This is a genomic window from Leifsonia sp. EB34, assembly GCF_041260585.1.
GTDB lineage: Bacteria > Actinomycetota > Actinomycetes > Actinomycetales > Microbacteriaceae > Leifsonia.
In genome coordinates this window covers 891,452-908,792 of sequence record NZ_JBGCCV010000001.1, presented here as the reverse complement: position 1 = coordinate 908,792, position 17,341 = coordinate 891,452, and the positions used below count along the sequence as shown (strand labels likewise).

18 protein-coding genes and 1 tRNA gene are annotated in these 17,341 nt (G+C 71.8%); 13 read left to right on the top strand and 6 right to left on the bottom strand.

The features are described from left to right. The first annotated feature begins 89 nt into the window (after nt 1–89). The 3 genes from ABIA36_RS04320 to ABIA36_RS04310 are packed head-to-tail and all read left to right on the top strand — an operon-like array spanning nt 90 to nt 2,609. A complete protein-coding gene (locus ABIA36_RS04320) occupies nt 90–263 on the top strand; it encodes a hypothetical protein (protein ID WP_369961036.1) in 174 nt (57 codons plus the stop codon). Nucleotides 264–273: 10 nt separating this feature from the next. After that, nucleotides 274–1,353, top strand: a complete 1,080-nt coding sequence (locus ABIA36_RS04315; protein ID WP_369961035.1) for a glycosyltransferase — start codon at nt 274–276, stop codon at nt 1,351–1,353. Next, nucleotides 1,350–2,609: a hypothetical protein gene (locus tag ABIA36_RS04310; protein WP_369961033.1), complete on the top strand. Its 1,260-nt coding sequence runs from the start codon at nt 1,350–1,352 to the stop codon at nt 2,607–2,609. Before ABIA36_RS04315 ends, ABIA36_RS04310 begins: the two co-directional genes overlap by 4 nt. Before the next feature lie 4 nt (nt 2,610–2,613). Here the strand turns inward: ABIA36_RS04310 and ABIA36_RS04305 are convergent, their stop codons facing one another. The 3 genes from ABIA36_RS04305 to ABIA36_RS04295 are packed head-to-tail and all read right to left on the bottom strand — an operon-like array spanning nt 2,614 to nt 5,631. Next, entirely contained in the window at nt 2,614–4,176 is a 1,563-nt protein-coding gene (locus ABIA36_RS04305) for a polysaccharide biosynthesis tyrosine autokinase (protein ID WP_369961032.1), read from the bottom strand. Nucleotide 4,177: 1 nt separating this feature from the next. Then, entirely contained in the window at nt 4,178–4,546 is a 369-nt protein-coding gene (locus ABIA36_RS04300) for a PqqD family protein (protein WP_369961031.1), read from the bottom strand. Further along, nucleotides 4,534–5,631, bottom strand: coding sequence for a hypothetical protein (locus ABIA36_RS04295; protein ID WP_369961030.1), 1,098 nt, complete (start codon nt 5,629–5,631; stop codon nt 4,534–4,536). Before ABIA36_RS04295 ends, ABIA36_RS04300 begins: the two co-directional genes overlap by 13 nt. Before the next feature lie 282 nt (nt 5,632–5,913). Between ABIA36_RS04295 and ABIA36_RS04290 the strand changes: the two genes are divergently transcribed. Genes ABIA36_RS04290 through ABIA36_RS04280 form a run of 3 tightly spaced genes read left to right on the top strand, consistent with a single transcriptional unit; the run spans nt 5,914 to nt 9,031 of the window. Then, the gene (locus tag ABIA36_RS04290; protein WP_369961029.1) at nt 5,914–6,495 is read left to right on the top strand and encodes a low molecular weight phosphatase family protein; all 582 of its coding nucleotides are present in this window, start codon (nt 5,914–5,916) and stop codon (nt 6,493–6,495) included. After that, nucleotides 6,492–7,628: an LCP family protein gene (locus tag ABIA36_RS04285; protein ID WP_369961028.1), complete on the top strand. Its 1,137-nt coding sequence runs from the start codon at nt 6,492–6,494 to the stop codon at nt 7,626–7,628. Before ABIA36_RS04290 ends, ABIA36_RS04285 begins: the two co-directional genes overlap by 4 nt. Further along, nucleotides 7,628–9,031 carry a sugar transferase gene (locus ABIA36_RS04280; RefSeq protein ID WP_369961027.1) on the top strand — a complete coding sequence of 468 codons (1,404 nt, stop codon included), beginning with the start codon at nt 7,628–7,630 and terminating at the stop codon, nt 9,029–9,031. Before ABIA36_RS04285 ends, ABIA36_RS04280 begins: the two co-directional genes overlap by 1 nt. Before the next feature lie 16 nt (nt 9,032–9,047). Here the strand turns inward: ABIA36_RS04280 and ABIA36_RS04275 are convergent, their stop codons facing one another. From ABIA36_RS04275 to ABIA36_RS04265, 3 genes are all read right to left on the bottom strand, one after another. Beyond that, nucleotides 9,048–9,962: a nucleotidyltransferase family protein gene (locus ABIA36_RS04275; protein ID WP_369961026.1), complete on the bottom strand. Its 915-nt coding sequence runs from the start codon at nt 9,960–9,962 to the stop codon at nt 9,048–9,050. 457 nt (nt 9,963–10,419) lie between these two features. Beyond that, complete coding sequence (locus ABIA36_RS04270) at nt 10,420–10,914, bottom strand: hypothetical protein (protein ID WP_369961025.1); 495 nt, start codon at nt 10,912–10,914, stop codon at nt 10,420–10,422. After that, nucleotides 10,911–12,470, bottom strand: coding sequence for a PspC domain-containing protein (locus ABIA36_RS04265; RefSeq protein ID WP_369961024.1), 1,560 nt, complete (start codon nt 12,468–12,470; stop codon nt 10,911–10,913). Before ABIA36_RS04265 ends, ABIA36_RS04270 begins: the two co-directional genes overlap by 4 nt. A 115-nt stretch (nt 12,471–12,585) precedes the next feature. Here ABIA36_RS04265 and ABIA36_RS04260 point away from each other — a divergent pair, with 115 nt between their 5' ends. From ABIA36_RS04260 to rplA, 7 genes are all read left to right on the top strand, one after another. Then, nucleotides 12,586–13,806, top strand: a complete 1,221-nt coding sequence (locus ABIA36_RS04260) for a PspC domain-containing protein (RefSeq protein ID WP_369961023.1) — start codon at nt 12,586–12,588, stop codon at nt 13,804–13,806. Between the two features lie 4 nt (nt 13,807–13,810). Beyond that, nucleotides 13,811–14,482 (top strand): LuxR C-terminal-related transcriptional regulator, encoded by a 672-nt coding sequence (locus tag ABIA36_RS04255; protein WP_369961022.1) that lies wholly within the window; start codon nt 13,811–13,813, stop codon nt 14,480–14,482. A 146-nt stretch (nt 14,483–14,628) separates the two neighbouring features. Next, nucleotides 14,629–14,701, top strand: a tRNA-Trp gene (locus ABIA36_RS04250). Nucleotides 14,702–14,744: 43 nt separating this feature from the next. Further along, nucleotides 14,745–15,017 carry a preprotein translocase subunit SecE gene (gene secE, locus ABIA36_RS04245; RefSeq protein WP_369961021.1) on the top strand — a complete coding sequence of 91 codons (273 nt, stop codon included), beginning with the start codon at nt 14,745–14,747 and terminating at the stop codon, nt 15,015–15,017. Nucleotides 15,018–15,071: 54 nt separating this feature from the next. Next, nucleotides 15,072–15,992, top strand: coding sequence for a transcription termination/antitermination protein NusG (gene nusG, locus ABIA36_RS04240; protein ID WP_369961020.1), 921 nt, complete (start codon nt 15,072–15,074; stop codon nt 15,990–15,992). A 121-nt stretch (nt 15,993–16,113) separates the two neighbouring features. Further along, a complete protein-coding gene (gene rplK, locus ABIA36_RS04235; protein WP_185278482.1) occupies nt 16,114–16,545 on the top strand; it encodes a 50S ribosomal protein L11 in 432 nt (143 codons plus the stop codon). Between the two features lie 80 nt (nt 16,546–16,625). Beyond that, nucleotides 16,626–17,315 carry a 50S ribosomal protein L1 gene (rplA, locus tag ABIA36_RS04230; protein ID WP_369961019.1) on the top strand — a complete coding sequence of 230 codons (690 nt, stop codon included), beginning with the start codon at nt 16,626–16,628 and terminating at the stop codon, nt 17,313–17,315. Nucleotides 17,316–17,341 lie beyond the last annotated feature (26 nt).

Below are 17,341 nucleotides of genomic sequence, written 5' to 3'. Positions count from 1 at the left end.
TGATCGAGCAGATGAAAAGGTGGAGGCGGCTCGGGATGCCCGCGCGGATCGCTCCCGATCGGCGCCGGACGCGCGCCTACAGTTTCCGGGTGTCCACTCGTTCCCGTATCCGCGCACAGGGCCCGCTGCGCCCGTTCGAACTGCGGCTCCGTCTTCCCAACGGCTCCTCCGCCGTCGTGGTGATGGACGCGCGCAACGTGGGGGAGGCGCTCGACATGGCCCGCAACGCGCTCGGCGACGTCCAGGTCATCGAGTCGCGGTGAGCCGTCGTCCGTGACAGCCGACTCCGCGGGCCCCGGTCCGCTCCACGTGATGCACGTGGTCGACAGCATGGGGCACGGCGGAGCTCAGCAGGTCGTCGTCGACCTCGCCAACTGGCTGGCCGTCGACGAAGGCGTCACCGTGTCGGTGTTCGGTGCGGGAGGTCTGGCCGCCGCCCGGTTGGCTCCCCCCGTCCGCTTCGTCGAGCACGAGAGCGCCGGGTTCGTTTCGCAAACCATGCGACTCCTGCGCGCGGCACGGCGGACGCGGCCGGATGTCCTCCACGCCCACCAGCGCCGGGAGGCCCTGCAATCGCTCATCGTGGGGCGGCTCCTCGGCATCCCGGTCGTGGAGCACGCGCACACGCGGCTGCCGAGCGTGCGCCCGCGCGTCCTGTCCTTCCGCAGCCGCGTCGTCTTCGCGGTCGGTCCCACCGTGGCCGAGATGGTCGTCGACGATGCGGGCCGGCCCGCCGCTCGAGTGGTGATCGTCGGGAACGCCCCCGCTCAGCGGCCCGGTGCACCGGCCGCGGTCGCGAACGAGGTCGCCGTTCCGCTGCGGCTGCTCGCGGTCGGCCGGATGGTCGAGCAGAAGGACCCGCTGCGGTTCGTCCGCGTCGTCGCGGAGCTCGCGAGCGGGCGGCCGGTCGAGGCGACGTGGGCCGGCGATGGAGAGCTGCTGGCGGACGCGCGGTCGGCGGCGATCGAACGGGGCGCGCCGGTCGACTTCGCCGGCCAGGTCGACGACGTCCCGGCACGGCTGGACGCCGCGCACTTCCTGCTGATGACCTCCCGCTGGGAGGGCACCCCGCTCGCCGTGCTCGAGGCCTTCGACCGGCGCCGCCCGGTCGTCGCGACGGCGTCGGCGGCGAACGGCCTCCTCGACGACGGTCGCGGGTATGAAGTGCCCGACGACGCCACGGACGCGGAGTTCGCGGCCGTCGTCGCGCGGGCGGCGGACGACACCGCGGCCCGCGCCGCCGTGATCGAGCGGGCCAAGAGCTGGGCCGACACCGAAGCCGCCCCCGAGCGCGTCTTCGGCCCGGTGCTGGAGGCCTACCGGCGACTCACGACGCCGGCCCTGCGCTCGTGAGCCCGCTGCTGCTGTTCGGCGGGGCGGTCGCGATCCTCGCGGTCGTCCTCCTCATGATCGCGGTGCCGCCGCGGCTGATCCGCGGTGTCGCGGTGTCGTTCACGGTGGTGGCGGCGTCGTTCGGGCTCGCGAACATCGCGCCAGACTCGGTGCGTCCGCCTGTCGCGATGGCCGCCATCGGCGTCCTGGTGCTCGCGCTCGTCCGCTCGCGGGCGGTCGCCTCCGGGGGTGTCCGCTTCTGGGCGGTGGCGTCGTGGTGGGCATACATCTCGCTGGGGGTGCTGCTCACCGGAAGCTACGGCACGAACCGCATCGTGCTGTACTTCGGGCTGGCGACGCTGGCGGCGTACGTCGCCTCCTCGCTCGGCCGCGACGAACTCAGGATGGTGTACGCCGCGATCGCCGTTCTGGCCGCGATCCAGGTCGGTCTGGCGTTCGTGGAGATCCTCGTCCTGCCGGTGCCGATCTGGGGGTACTCGGGGGGCATCCGGTACAACCCGTTCACCAACGACGCCTTCGCCCGCGCCCAGAGCACGTTCGGGCATCCTATCCTCTTCGCGGTCTACGTCGGGATCGCGTTGATCGTCGCGTGGTCGAATCCGGCTCGCTGGTCGCAGAAGTGGAGACTCGTCAACCTGACGGTCGCGACGGTGGGCCTTGGACTGTCGGGAACGCGCAGCGCTGTCGCGGCCGTCGCCGTCGGCGTGCTGGTGCACGTCGCGCTGAACAGGTCGTTGACGTCCTGGCTGCGCTCCGTCGTCGTTGTGGGAGCGGTGGTCGTCGTGCTGCTGAACATCGACATCGGAATCGGCACCATCGTCGCCAACCTGCTCGACTCGGGTTCGTGGACCCACCGGCTCGGCGCGCTCGAGTCCGTCCGTGCCCTCCTGGGCCGGCCCCCGCTGGAGGCCTGGTTCGGCAACGGGTTCGGAAGCGAAGCCATCCTGTACGATCGCGGCCTCATGCAGCAGACCTTCCTCCGGGCGGTCGACAACATGCTCGTCTACGCGCTGGGCACCCTGGGGATCGTGGGCGTGATCGCCCTCCTCGGGTTCTGGGTCGTCGCGTTCTGCTTCGCCGACCGCACCATCAAGGCGGTTCTCGCGATGCTGTTCGCGATGTTCTTCTCGTTCGACCTGTTCACCTGGATGAACGCGGGAGTCATCACCAGCCTGATGATCGCCCTCCCGCGGGCGGACAGGCCCGCTCCGGGCGTCGTCCCGAACGCGGGCACGGCGCTGGCGCTCCGGGCCTAGCCTGTCAGCGGCCGGTGCGGAGCTCCTTGCGTGTGGAGCGACGGGTCGTCGCCGCGTCGGCGCCCCTCGGCCCGTCGTCGCTCGGCCGCTTCTCCGCGTCGCCCGCGCTGCCCGGGTCGCCCGCGGCGATCGCCGTGCTCTCGTTCGACGTGTAGTAGTCGTTGCGGTAGTAGCCGTAGTCGTGCGAGTCGACGCCGTTCGGCGGGATCTTATTGAGGACCGCGCCGAGGACCTTGCCGTTGACGCGCGTGACCGAGCGGTAGGCCTTCTGGAGCTGCTCGGCGGTGACCTGCTTGGCGCCCACCGTGATCACGACGCCGTCGGCGATGGTGCCGAGGATGGCCGCGTCCGTCACCGACAGCAGCGGGGGCGCGTCGAGGATCACGGTTGCGACGCCGGACAGCGCGCCGATCAGCTCGCGCATCGTCCGTGAGCCGAGCAGCTCGCTCGGGTTCGGCGGCACGCGGCCGGCGCCGAGCACCCGCAGGTGTTCGCTCGCGGTCGGAGCCTGGAGGGCGTCGCTGAGCGCGACCCGGCCGCTGAGCACGTCCGTGAGGCCGACACCGCCGCGGAGGTTGAACAGGGTCGACTGCATCGGGCGGCGAAGATCGCAGTCGATGATGACGACGTTCGCGTTGCCGGAGGCGATGGCGTCGGCCAGGTTCGCCGTCAGCGTGGACTTGCCCTCGCCGGGGATCGAGCTGGTCACCACGATGACCTTCGGCGGGTTGTCGACGTCGATGTAGCTCAGGTTGGTGCGCAGCTCGCGGAGGGACTCCGAGATCGCGAAGAGCTGCACCGAGTCGGCCGACTCTTCGTGCTCGACGATGCGCTTGCGGTCGGAGAGGGCGGGGCTGGCCGGGACGGTCCCGATCACCGGGGCCTCCAGGAGGCGCTCGATCTGGTCGACCGACCGGATGCGGCGGTCGAAGTACTGGCGGAGCAGCGCGTAGACCAGGGCGAGCGCGCAGCCGGCGAGGAGGGCGAGCACGAGTGCCGTCTGGATGTTGGGCGACGACGGGAAGTACGGCGGCCGCGCGTTCGCCAGGGAGACGAAGGCGACCGGCGGCTCGCCGATCGATCCTTCCTGCGCCTCCAGGGTCTTCACCTGGTCCGTGAGCGCGGTCGTCCACGCGTTGGCCAGCTTCGCCGCGCCTTCCGGGGTGCTCGCGCTCGCGGTGATCTCGATGATGGCCGTGTCCGCCGGCAGCGTCGCGGTGACGTTCGCGAGCAGGTTCGAGACGGAGCGGTCCGTGCCGAGGATCTCTTGCGCGCGCTTGGCCACCGCGTCCGACGTGGCCACGCGCACGTAGGTCTCGGCGCGCGACTTGGCGAGGCTCTCGCCCGCGAGCGCCATCGACAGGCTCTCGCCCGACGCCGACTGGGTGAGTCCGGTTGCCGTGGACTGGTAGACGCGAGGCTGCAGCGCGGTGAACCCCGCGACGAGACCGATCGTCGCCAGCACGATGATCGCCTCGCCGAGCCAGTAGCGCCTGACCATCCGCACGAGGTCGCGCAGGTCCCTGCCCTTCGACTGGTTCTCCGTGGTGTCCGTCGGCGAGGTCATGTCACAATTCCATTCCGGCGTCGTCGGCCTGTTCGTGGTCGGGTGCGGGGTGCGTGGGCTCGAGCAGCCGGAGCCGGAGCAGCTCGTCGATCAGCGACCGGCAGTCGGCGCGAGCCGACTCCGGATGGTCGGGGTACGCGGCGAGCACGCGCTCGACGATCGCGTCGTCCGTCGCGTGCCCGTCGAACGCCTGCCAGAGTCGGCCGGAGGTCCCGTTGAGGACGAATTGCCGGAAATCCGAGACGTCGGCCACGGCCCAGCGTCCCGCCGTCGTCTCGACCCACACGATGGAACGGGCGTGCCGGTGCACCCTGGCCGAGGATTCACCCGCGACATCACCCACCGTGCCGGCGTGCATCAGGTCCGCCACTCGAGGACCCCCGCGTCAACGAGGACGTCGATTGTGCCGCGCAGGGCCACGTCGTCGCCGGGCATCGCGCCGTGGACCGCGCGCAGGCGGTCGAGGATGTCCTCCTCCGCCCGCGCCGCTCCGGCCTCCAGCCACAGCGTCTTCGCTACCCCGGCGAGCACGCGGATCTCGCTTCCGTGGGCGAGGACCAGCAGCTCGGCGTGCTCCAGGGCCTCGTCCGCCCTCGTGCGGATCAGGCCGGGGGACGTGCCCTCGTCGCGGTCGCAGGCGACGTTCGAGAACGCCAGTTCATCGGCGGCCAGCCGCGGCGAGACCGGTGGTCCGGAGGCCGGGTCGAGGTCGCGGACGTCGGCGTAGCTGAGCTGCTCGATCCCCCCGACGTGCCGGATCAGCTCCGCGAGAGCGCCGAGCGGCCCCGGGTGGTGCTCCAGCGCCGAAAGCTGAGGGACGAGCGCCTCCAGGCTCTCGACGAGGTCGAGACGTCGGGACCGGGGCCGCCTCGGGCCACCCGCTTCGCGGTTCAGGACGATCACCCGGTCCACGTCGTGCGCGACGTCGCCGACGCGGAGCCCGAGCGCCGAGGGGGCGAGCTGCGCCTTGGCCGGCCCTCCGCGCTCGACCGAGAGAGGCTTCGGGTAGGGGAGGACGCGGCCGTCGGCGCCGACGAGAGCCATCTCGTCCGTCAGGTACCCGTGCGGGCCGGCGAGCCGGGTGATCGCGGTGGTCTTCCCCGCCCCGGACGGTCCGACCAGCAGGATCGCGCGGCCATCGGCGCGGACGGCAGCAGCAGCGTGGAACAGCAGCCCCCGTCCCGTGCTCAAGTCGATGAACGCGCGTGTGATCACGGCGCTGGCCTGGGCGAGACCGATGGCCAGCGAGTCAGGCGTGTCCGTGGGGGAGTCGAGGATGACGTCGGCGTCGGTCTCGGCTCGCGGGTCGAGGAGCAGGTGCGCCCACGCGTCGGCGAAGGCCGCGGCGAGGGCACCCGCTCTCGCGCCGGTGACCGTGACCCGTACCGCCCTGCCGAGTGCGCCGACGGCGAAGTCGGCTTCCGCGTCGTGCGGGCCGGTCGGGTCGGCGGACATGGGTCTCCTCACGGGGGCGGTCGGGTCAAGGCGGAAGGTCCCAGTATCGACGCGGGCGCAACCGAGGGCGCGCCGCGGACCTCCCGTTCGGCGGGGGCGGTGAACGGGTGATGTTCTCTCCGGGCGATGCAGCACGCGGTGGATTCGTCGGGTGAAGAACGGAGTGCGGAAGAGCGCCGTCGTCCCCCTGCCGGGCGAGCGCCGAGGTCGACCGGGTGATCCTGGCCGTCTGCATCCGCGTGCGCGGCGACCCCGCCGCGCCGTCGACCGAGGGGAGTCCTGATGCTCGGGAGCGGGTTCTCCGTCCTTTTCGTGTGCACCGGCAACATCTGCCGGTCGGCGATGGCCGAGCGACTCCTGGCGGCGCGACTGCCTCCCGCCACCGGCGGAGCGGGGGACGGCGTCGTCGTCCGGAGCGCGGGAACGCGCGCCGTCGTCGGACGGGCGATCTCGTCGCAGACGCGGCCCCGCGTCCGTGCGTTCGGCGGCGACCCGGACGGATTCGTGGCCACCCAGCTCACCGAGGCGACGATCGCCGGCGCCGACCTCGTCCTCGCCCTCACGCAGGAGCACGCGACGCGGGTCACCGCGCTCGACCCGGCCGCGTTCTCCCGGACGTTCACGCTGCGGGAGTTCGCCCGCGCGGTCGAGGACTTCGCGGGGGAGGGCGATCCGGGCGATCCGCGGCGGTGGCGCGAGCTCACCGACCGGGCCGTGGACGCCCGCCGCCGTGGCCTGCTCCCGCCGCGCGCGGACGACGACATCGAGGACCCCTACGGCCGACCGGACGAGGCGTTCGACGAGATGGCGCGCCGGCTCGTCCCGGCCATCGACGTCCTGGCCGGCCGGCAGGCGCCCTCGTGACGACGCCCGGCGACGGACGCGAGTCCCTGTTCCCGGAGGGATTCGGGCTCGCTGAAGCATCCGCGGAGCCCGAAGGCTCCGAGGCCACAGGGCTCACGGAGTCCGGGCGCAGGCAGCGGCGGCGTCGCGGCCAACGCAGACGGCGGCGACGCCTCTGGCTCTGGATCACCGCGGCCGTCCTCGTGATCGTGCTCCCTGTCACCCTCCTCGGCGGGTACCTGCTCTGGCTGGGGTCGTCCTTCGACGACACGGTCACACGCATCCCGAACGCGTTCCCGGACAAGGCGGGGCGGCCGCCGGCCGTCGCGGGGGCGACCAACATCCTGCTCATCGGCTCGGATTCGCGCGACGGGTTGCACGACCCGATGTCGGGCACGGTGGGGAACGAGAGGTCAGACACGCTCATGCTGGTCGACATCCCCGCGGACCGGTCGGGGGTCGTCATCGTCTCGCTGATGCGCGACCTCTGGGTCCCGATCCCCGGCCACGGCGAGGACAAGCTCAACGCCGCCTACGCGTGGGGCGGCGTCCCGCTGACGGTCCAGACGGTCGAAGGCCTGCTGGGAGCCCGGATCGATCACGTGATGGTCGTCGACTTCGGCGGGTTCGGCACGCTCTCGACGGCTCTGGGCGGGGTGAAGGTCTGGTCGGACCGGGCGTTCACCTCCAAGAACATGCCGGGCTACAGCTTCGAGAAGGGCGCGAACACGCTCGAGGGGGAGGCGGCCCTCGCCTTCGTCCGCGAGCGGTACTCGTTCCCGGACTCCGACTATCAGCGGGTGCGCAACCAGCAGGCGTTCGTCCGCGGAATGCTTCAGGGCTTCATCAGCGCGGGGACACTGGCGGATCCCGGCCGGACGCAGTCCGCGATCATCACGCTCGCGCGCTATCTGGCAGTGGATGACGGGCTGACCGCGTCGACGGCGGCGTCGCTCGCGCTCGGCTTCGGCGGTCTGAAGCCCGACGCGATCCACACGTTCACTCTGCCCACCGCCGGGACCGGGACGTCCCCCGGCGGCCAGTCGATCGTGCTCGTCAACGAGACGCGCGTCGGCGTCCTGAGAAAGGCGCTCGCCGCCGACGACGTCATACCGACCCTGAAGAGCGGCGCCCTCGGCGACGGGAGGAACTGATGGTCCGCACCGACTCGCAGAGCCCGCAGACGGTCGCCGGGCGGTTGCGCGCGGCCCGCTCGCTGCTCCTGGCGGACGCCCTGGTCATCGGCGGCGTCCTCGCCACCGCGCACGTGATCCGTTTCGGGAGCCGCAACGACCCCTTCCAGATCGGGCCGCTCGACACCTCGTACGTGATGGTCTCGATCCTGATCGGGCTGAGCTGGCTCGCCATCCTGGCCGCCCTCAACGGGTACGAGTCCTGGCCGAAGCGCCTCAACGGCCCCGCGTACGGGCCACCGGTCCGCGCGACCGTCTCGCTCGTCGCCCTCCTCGCGGTCGCCTCGCTCGTCCTGCAGCTCGACCTCTCGCGCGCCTACCTCGCGTTCGCCATGCCGTTCGGCCTGCTCGGCCTGCTCGCCGTGCGCTTCGTCTGCCGGTGGTGGATCTACGCGCACCGCGCGCGCGGGCGCTACATCCGCCGCGCGCTCGTCGTCGGCTCCCCGGAGCGCGTCGCGGGGCTCGCCGCCGTCTTCGCGGAGCGGGCGGCGCCTGTCGCGGTCGACGTCGTCGCGACGACCGGCGTCGAGAACGCGCGCGGCCCCTATCTGCGTGAGCTCGTGCAGCGGCACCGTGTCGACATCATCGTCCTCACCGAGGAGCGCGACGGCGCGAACGTGCGTCAGCTCCTCTGGGACGTGGAGGGCGCGGGCGCCGTCGTCTGGCTCTCCATCGACGTGCCGGAGCTCGCCGCGCCGCGCGCCGAGTACTTCCCGATCGACCGGCTCCCCATCGTGGAGGTCGCGCCGGCCGATCGCTCGATCACGCGCCGCCGGGCGAAGCGCGTGTTCGACATTGTGCTGAGCTCCCTCGCGCTGGCGCTGCTCCTGCCGGTCATCGTCGTGTGCGTGGTCGTGATCCGGCTCGACAGCCCGGGGCCGGCGTTCTTCCGGCAGGCGCGGGTGGGCCGCGACGGTCAGGCCTTCGGCATCGTGAAGCTCCGCACCATGCGGGTGAACGCGGAGGAGGAGGTCGCGGACCTGCAGCACAGGAACGAGGGCGCGGGCCCGCTGTTCAAGATCAAGGACGACCCGCGGGTCACCCGCGTCGGCCGGTTCCTGCGCCGCACGTCGATCGACGAGCTGCCGCAGCTCTGGAACGTGCTCAAGGGCGAGATGAGCCTCGTCGGGCCGCGGCCGGGGCTGCCGTCCGAGGTGGCGGAGTACGACAGGGACAGCCACCGACGGCTCATCGTCAAGCCGGGCATGACCGGGCTCTGGCAGGTGAGCGGGCGCTCCGACCTGTCCTGGGAGCAGGGCGTGCGGCTCGACCTCTTCTACGTGGAGAACTGGTCGGTGGCCGGCGACCTCCGGATCCTGTTCCAGACGGTTGGCGTGGTGCTGCGCCCGAACGGGGCGTACTGACACCGGCCGACCGGCCTCAGGGACGTCTCCGGCCGCTCGCGCGCAGCACCGCGAGCGCCTGCGGGAGGGCCTTCGCGCCACGGAACCAGCGGCGGAGGTAGCGGCCCGCGAGCTGGGCCGGCCCGAGCTTCGTCGCGGTCGTCTCCTTGACGAACGCGGAGGCCGGCGGGAAGAGCGCGAGGCGCAGCTTGGTGAGGCGCTCCCGCGGGGCCGCCTGCTTCCAGAGCATCGCCCGCCGCTGGGACGGTTCGGGGAACTCCGTGCGCAGCCGCCACTCGGCAGAGGCCTCGCCCCAGTCGTACTCCGCCTCGAACGGCTTCAGCCGCTCCAGGAACGGTCGGGCGGGGGCGAGCGCGCCGAGCTGGTCCGCGCGCTCGAGCAGCAGTGTGACGTCCAGGTCGGAGCAGCGCCGGACGAGGAAGTCGAGTTCCTCGCGGTGCCGCCGGGAGAAGCGCGACCGGATCGCGTGGACGGCGCCGATCATGATCGCGTCGACGAGGCCCGGGATGCAGACCGGCTGGTTGCCGCACCACATGGTCGTGCGCTGCGCCCAGATGGGCTCGAAGATGCCGCCTTCTGCCTCGAGACCCGGGTAGCGGAAGTGGACGTCGATGTCGGCGCCCCACTCGGGGTGATACATGCTCGCGCTGTGCACGGGGAAGGCGTCCGTGTCGGGGTCGCTGGGGCGCCGGTGCCAGCCGCGCGTCCCGAGCTCGGCGAGGAGGCGGCCGTGGTCGTCGTGGTCCACGAGGACGTCCACGTCGCTGCTGATGTGGGCGGGACGGAGCCCGTACTGGTCGGCGGCGATCCCTTTGATGACGACCAGCCGGACGCCGATCGTGGCGGCCAGCCGGCACACGGCGGCGGTGAGCAGCAGCGTCGGGTCGGGGACCGCGGGAGGAGCGGGCGGGCGTCCGGACAGTTTCACCATGTTTTTCACTCCAGGTCTGCCGTTCGGCGGTCGTCAGGGGCTGCCGGCGCGGCCGGTCCCGTCCGGTGTCGCCCGGGAATCCGCGGCGCCCGCGCGCGACGGCACGGCCGAATGCGGCTGTTCACCACCCATAGTCACCGGACCGGTGCGCCGCCGAGGGGCGCGCTGCGGCGCGGATCGGCCACGCCCGCGCCCGGCGGCACTGCGGCCATCGGGCGGAGAGGTGAGCGCTCAGGTGATCCTCACGAACCGTCCCCGCGTGATTCCGGGAATGGTGCGAATCGGCCCGTCCGGTATCCGCCTAACTGGAGTCCTGCGGTCGCCGCTTCCGGTACGGGTACCCGGAGCCGCGCCGCCAGTGGGTGGCCCAACGTCGCTGCGTCCCAGCGGGCGACGAGTCCACCCCGGGTGCCGGTGGCTCATTCGGGTTGAGCGGCCGGCACCCCTTCTTCGTCGGTCAGACCTGGCGGCGCCGGCGGTTGCGCTGTGCGGCGCCGATCGCGGCGAGAAGCGCCGAGACGACGATGACGATTCCGAGCGCGGCGACCCACACGGCGAAGGCCGCGCCGGGCGTGAGCGTCGCGAGCCACACGGTGACGCCGGCGAGGCGTGTCGGCGAGGAGACGACCACCAGGACGGTGGCGGCGAGCAGGATGATCAGGATGCCCCAGACGATGCCTCCCCAGCGCACGGGCGGTGGGCCGGACGGCGCCGGCCGAGCTGGGAAAGCGTAGGCGGCGTCCGAGAGCCAGGGCTCGGCGGGGGAGGAGATCGGCGTCGTGGGTGCCGTCGCCGTGTCGGACTCGGTGGGGATCACCAGGGTCTCCGCCTCGTCGGACTCGGCGGCGGCCGGTGTCGACGTGGGCGCCGTCGCGTTCGCGTCGTCCGTGGGCTGGTCGGCGTTCGTGGGCTGGTCGGCGTTCGTGGACATCTCGTTCTCGCTCTCGTTCACTTCTGGACCCGCTCGACGTGGACCGCGTCGACCTGCGCGACGCGGACGATGGCCTCCGGCGCCCCGGCCGGCCCGACCACGATGTCCGTGGAGCACCCGCCGAACGGCCCGGGGTCGCAGCGGTGGACCTGCTCGCCGCCCGCGGGATCCGTCACCGTCACCGAGGAGACCGTCGCGGCCTCCACGCGCACCGTGGCGTCCGCGGGCACGATCAGGGTCGTCGGCCCGGGCCCTTTGGCGAGGTTCACCACGGGCGTGCCCGGGGCCGCCACGGCCCTCGTGAGGTCGATCGTGGTGTCTCCGACCGCCTGCAGGTAGTTCGCGCTCGCGGCCGGTGTCGCGGACAGAGTGCCCCCGGAGGTGACGCTCGCGTCCAGGCGGACCCCGGGTGACGTCGGCAGCAGCGCGGCCAGCGCGGTGAGCGTCGCCAGCAGGATGCCGAGGAAGATCAGGAAGCCGCTGCGGCGGCGGGCGATCCCCGCGATGAGCACCGTGATCCCGAAGACCAGCGTCGCCGCGGCGAGGGCGGCCGTCAGGGCGTAACCGGGCAGGCCGGTGAGCGGCCCCCAGAGCGCGCCGGTGACAGAACCGGCCACCAGCGCCAGGCCGACCGACAGCCAGCCGATCGCGGCCCCGACCCGCGGGTTCGCCGCGCGATAGGCCACGCGCCGGGACTCCGCCTCGGCGTTCGCGGCGGCGGCCTGCGCCCGGAGCTGGGCCGAACGCTGCGCCTTCACCGCGCGCATGTCTTCGGACAGCCGCTGCTTCCACTGGTCGTGCTCGGCCTTCCACTGCGCCTGGCGGGCGCGCCAGTCGGTGACCTCCTGCGGGGTCGCGCCGGCGCCGGGCGCGGGAGGTGCGGTCGGCTCGGCGATGGTGGCGACGGTGGGCGTCGCCGGCGGGGCGGAGCTCGCGCTGGTGGCGGAGCTCGCGGGGGCCGTGCTCGTCGGGGCGGCAGCGGCGGGTGAGGAACCCGCACCCGGCGCCGGCGCCTGCTCGGCCGTCGCTGCACCTCCCGTGCTCCCGGTCCACGAACGGCCGCCGGCCCGGTTGCTCGCGAACACGATCACCGTGGTGGCGGCCCCGAGGACGATCAGCGTCCAGACGACGCGCCCGACGGTGTCTCCCCAGCCCGCGTCGTGACCGAACCACCACACCCCGTCCGACCAGGGCAGCAGCGAGAGGACGACCAGCACCCCGATCGCGACCATCGGGGGCTCGAACTCGCCCTCGAAGAGCCGCTGCAGGTGGATGCGGCCGTCACGGTCCGGCAGCAGCGCCCAGGCGAGGGCGTAGAACAGGATGGCGGGCGCGCCGAGCAGCGCCGCCACGACCAGGATGCCGCGGACGATCAGGGGATCGATCCCGATGCGGTACGCGATGCCCGCGCAGACGCCGCCGATCCAGCCGTCGGTGCGCGTGACGCCGAGGCTGCGCATCCAGTCGAAGAAGCGGGTGCCGCGGCCGGAGAGGCCGGTCTGCGGTCCGCCGTACGGGGCCTGCGGGCCGCCGCGGGTGCCGCCGTCCGGCGGCGGGGTCGTGCTGTCGTTCACCATGACTCGATCGTGGCGCGCGGCGACATCCCGTCGCTATCCGGGGACACCCTGACCGCACCCTGATTCCCGTCGTCCGCGCTGTGCGGGAGGAGCCGGTTCTGCTTGGATTCCAGGTATGGCCACCACTCCCGCGACCCCCTCCGGCCGGGCGAACCCGGGGCGCATCCCGCGCCCTCCGCTCGCGCGCCCGCGCGACTGCCTGGTCGGCGGGGTGAGCGTGGCGCTGGCGGACCACCTCGGCTGGCCGGTCACGGCGGTGCGCTGGATCTTCGTCGGCACCGCGCTGATCGGGGGCGCCGGCGTGCTGTTCTATCTGTGGCTGTGGGCGCTGACGCCGCTGCGGGACGCGCCGGTGGACGATCCGGACGAGCGGGTCACCCGCCGGGTGAACGTGCCGTGGGTGCTCGCCGGGGTCGGCGCCGCGGCCGGGGTCGCCGCCGTCGTCCTGGTCGCCGCCGACGCGCAGGGGTCCGCCTTCGGCGCGGTCCTCACCTCGGTCCTGCTGCTGGTCGCCGCGGTGATCTGGGACCAGCTCGTGGACGACCAGAGCCTCATGCCGTCGCCGCTCGCGCCAGCGACCTTCCGGCTCGCCGCCGGCGGGTTCCTCGTCGCCCTGGCCCTCGTGCTCAGCGGGATGCAGGCCGGGCGCTCGTCGGGCTCCCTGTGGCTCGCCATCATCGGCGCCACCTTCGCGGGCGCGGCCGTCCTGGTCGCGCCGTGGGCGCTGCGGCTCTGGCGCGAGCTGATCGCCGAGCGCACCGCACGCGTCCGCGAGGAGCAGCGCGCCGAGATGGCAGCGCACCTCCACGACTCGGTGCTGCAGACGCTCGCCCTCATCCAGAACCGCGCCGGAGCCTCCAGCGAGGTCGGCCGGATCGCGCGCGCCCAGGAGCGCGAGCTGCGCGACTGGCTCTATGCGGAGGGCGCGGACGGCGTGGCGCCGGAGGCCTCCGACCTCGCGACGGAGCTCCGAGAGGTGGCCGCGGCGCTGGAGGTCGACCACGCCGTGCACTTCGACGTCGTGAGCGTGGGGGAGCCCGTGCTGCGGGCGCCCGCCGAGCTGGCGGCCGCCGCCCGGGAGGCGATGCTCAACGCGGCCAGGCACGCCGGCGGCGACGTCTCCGTCTACGTTGAGTCCGGCGCAGGCGCCGCCGACGTGTTCGTCCGGGACCGCGGCCCCGGCTTCGACATCGCCGCGCTGCCGGAGGGTCGGCTGGGCGTGCGCGAGTCGATCGTCGGGCGGATGCGCCGGGCAGGAGGCCACGCCACGGTGACCTCGCGCGAGAGCGGCACCGAGATCCACCTGACCGTCGAACTGCCCGCCGAGCGAGAATGAGACCATGACCGACGACACCGCAGCGCGCCCGATCACGGTCGTGATCGTCGACGACCACTCGATCTTCCGCTCCGGGCTGCGCTCCGACCTGGACGACCGGCTCCAGGTGGTCGCGGAGGCGCAGGACGTCGACGGCGCCGTGGAGACGATCCAGCGCACGCACCCGGACGTCGTGCTGCTCGACGTGCACCTGCCGGGCGGCGCGGGCGGCGGCGGCGCGGAGGTGCTCCGTCGCACCGCCGCGGAGCACCAGCGCACACGCTTCCTCGCCCTCAGCGTCTCGGACGCGGCCGAGGACGTGGTGGGCGTGATCCGGGGCGGGGCGCGCGGCTACCTCACCAAGGGCAGCTCAGGGCGGCAGGTCAGCGACGCGGTCGTGGCGGTCGCGGGAGGCGACGCCGTCTTCTCGCCGAAGCTCGCGGGCTTCGTGCTCGACGCGTTCGGCGCGGCGGCGGGGGAGCAGGCCGAGAGCACCGACGAGCTGGACCGGCTCTCCGCGCGCGAGCGCGAGGTGATGCGGCTGATCGCGCGGGGGTATGCGTACAAGGAGGTCGCCGCCGAGCTGTTCATCTCGGTGAAGACCGTCGAGACCCACGTCTCGGCGGTCCTCCGCAAACTCCAGCTCTCCTCCCGGCACGAGCTCACGGCGTGGGCGCTGGAGCGGAAGCTCCTCTGAGCCGCGGCGTCGCGCAAGGGGGCCGAGGCGTTTTTGCGAGGTGCTGTGGCGTCCCGTACACTTGGGTGCGGTGGTTGAATCCGCCAAGCTTTTCTGCGCCTATTTTTCGTAAATGCCAGGAGGGTTCTTCCGGGTTCACGATCCTTAGGGCGGTAGCTCAATTGGCAGAGCAGCGGTCTCCAAAACCGCAGGTTGCAGGTTCGATTCCTGTCCGCCCTGCAAACCGGCATCCCGGATGCCGGTCCACGAAAGGTGTAACGAGGTGGCCCGAAAGGTAATCGACGAGCCGAGCGAGGAAGTCGTCGCCAACGCCAAGAAGGACCGCGCCGCGAGGCGCAACCCCTTCGCGCGGATCGCCCTGTTCATCCGGCAGGTCATCGGCGAGCTCAAGAAGGTCGTCACGCCGACGCGCAAGGAACTGCTGAGCTACACCGGCGTCGTGCTCGTCTTCGTGGTGATCATGATGGCGATCGTGTCCCTGCTCGACTGGGTGTTCGGTCTCGGTGTGGTGTGGGTCTTCGGGCATCCGAAGTAATCCGCGCCTCCCGACCGGCCGCACGGCCATACCGACAGAAATGGAATGAATTCAGTGTCTGAGACGAACCGCGACGACGTCGACTGGGCGACCGCTGCCGAGCAGTCCTCCGAAGACGACGAGGCGCAGACGGGCAATGTCCTGGAGCGCGACGAGGAGTCGTCCGACCCCGCCGAGCACGAGGCGCTGCACATCGTCGCCGAGGACGGCACCGAGATCGACCTGGACGCGGTCCTCGACGCGATGGCCGAGGCCGTCGACCCCGAGGCCGACCGCGCCGTCGACGAGGCCCTCGAGGTCGACTCCGCCGAAGAGGCCGAGGCCGCCGAGGAGGCCGTCGAAGACGAGGACGAGGCCGCTTCCGACCCGTACGAGGCGTTCCGCGCCGAGCTGCGCGCCAAGTTCGGCAAGTGGTACGTCATCCACTCCTACGCGGGCTTCGAGCGCCGCGTGAAGTCCAACATCGAGAACCGCATGGTCTCGATGAACATGGAGGACTTCATCTTCGAGGTCCAGGTCCCCATGGAGGACGTGGTCGAGATCAAGAACGGCCAGCGCAAGATGGTCAACCGCGTGCGCATCCCCGGCTACGTGCTGGTGCGCATGGACCTCAACGAGGACAGCTGGTCCGTCGTCCGCCACACCCCGGGCGTCACCGGCTTCGTGGGCAACGCCCACAACCCGACCCCGCTGCGGTTCGAGGAGGCCTTCTCGATGCTCAAGAGCCTCGTGCAGGTCGAGCAGGCCCCGGCCAAGGGCGCCGCGAAGGGGCAGAAGGCCGCCGCGCGCGTCATCCCGGCCGAGGTCGACTTCGAGATCGGCGAGACCATCACCATCAAGGAGGGCTCGTTCGCGGGCCTGCCTGGCTCGATCAGCGAGATCAAGCCGGAGAGCGGCAAGCTCACCGTGCTCGTGTCGCTCTTCGAGCGCGAGACCCCGGTCGAGCTCAGCTTCGACCAGGTCACGAAGCTCTGACGGGAATCTTTCAGAGCATCCCCCAGTTTTGACATGACACCGGGTCTCGGAAGGGCCGAGAAACCGGGAGAGCGACGTGGGCCTCGCGCCCACCTGCTCGAATAACAAAGAAGGAAGAGACATGGCACCGAAGAAGAAGGTCACCGGTCTGATCAAGCTTCAGATCAAGGCCGGCGCCGCCAACCCGGCCCCGCCGATCGGCCCGGCCCTGGGTCAGCACGGCGTGAACATCATGGAGTTCTGCAAGGCGTACAACGCGGCCACCGAGGCGCAGCGCGGCAACGTCATCCCGGTGGAGATCACCGTCTACGAGGACCGTTCGTTCACGTTCATCCTCAAGACCCCGCCGGCCGCAGAGCTGATCAAGAAGGCCGCGGGCGTCCCCAAGGGCTCCGGCGTGCCGCACACCACCAAGGTCGGCAAGCTGACCAAGGACCAGGTGCGCGAGATCGCCGAGCAGAAGATGGTCGACCTCAACGCCAACGACATCGACGCGGCGTCGAAGATCATCGCAGGCACCGCCCGTTCGATGGGCATCACGGTCGAGGCGTAAGCCCGACCTCCCCGTCACCCCAGACATCACCGTGGCAGAGCCGGCCAGGCTCGCACCACATTCTCGTTAGGAGAAATCTCATGGCACAGAAGTCCAAGGCCTACCGGGCCGCGGCCGACAAGATCGAAGCCGGCAAGTTCTACACCCCCACCGAGGCCGTCACCCTCGCGAAGGAGACCGGTTCCGCCAAGTTCAACTCGACCGTCGAGGTCGCGCTGAAGCTCGGCGTGGACCCGCGCAAGGCGGACCAGATGGTCCGCGGTACCGTCATTCTTCCTCACGGTACCGGCAAGACCGCGCGCGTCATCGTGTTCGCGACCGGCCCGGCGGCTGAAGCCGCCATCGCCGCGGGCGCCGACGAGGTCGGCGGCTCCGACCTGATCGAGAAGGTCGCCGGCGGCTACACCGACTTCGACTCGGCCGTTTCCACCCCGGAGCTCATGGGCCAGGTCGGCCGTCTCGGCAAGGTGCTCGGCCCGCGCGGCCTGATGCCGAACCCGAAGACCGGCACGGTCACCCCGGACGTGGCGAAGGCCGTCTCCGACATCAAGGGCGGAAAGATCGAGTTCCGCGTCGACAAGCACTCCAACGTGCACTTCGTGGTCGGCAAGGCGGCCTTCACCGCCGAGCAGCTCGACGAGAACATCAAGGCCGCCCTCGACGAGGTCGTCCGGCTCAAGCCGTCCGCCGCGAAGGGCCGCTACATCCAGAAGGGCGCCGTGTCGACCACGTTCGGCCCCGGCATCCCGCTGGACGTCAACGCGATCTGATCGCATCGTTCCCTCGACGGGCCGGC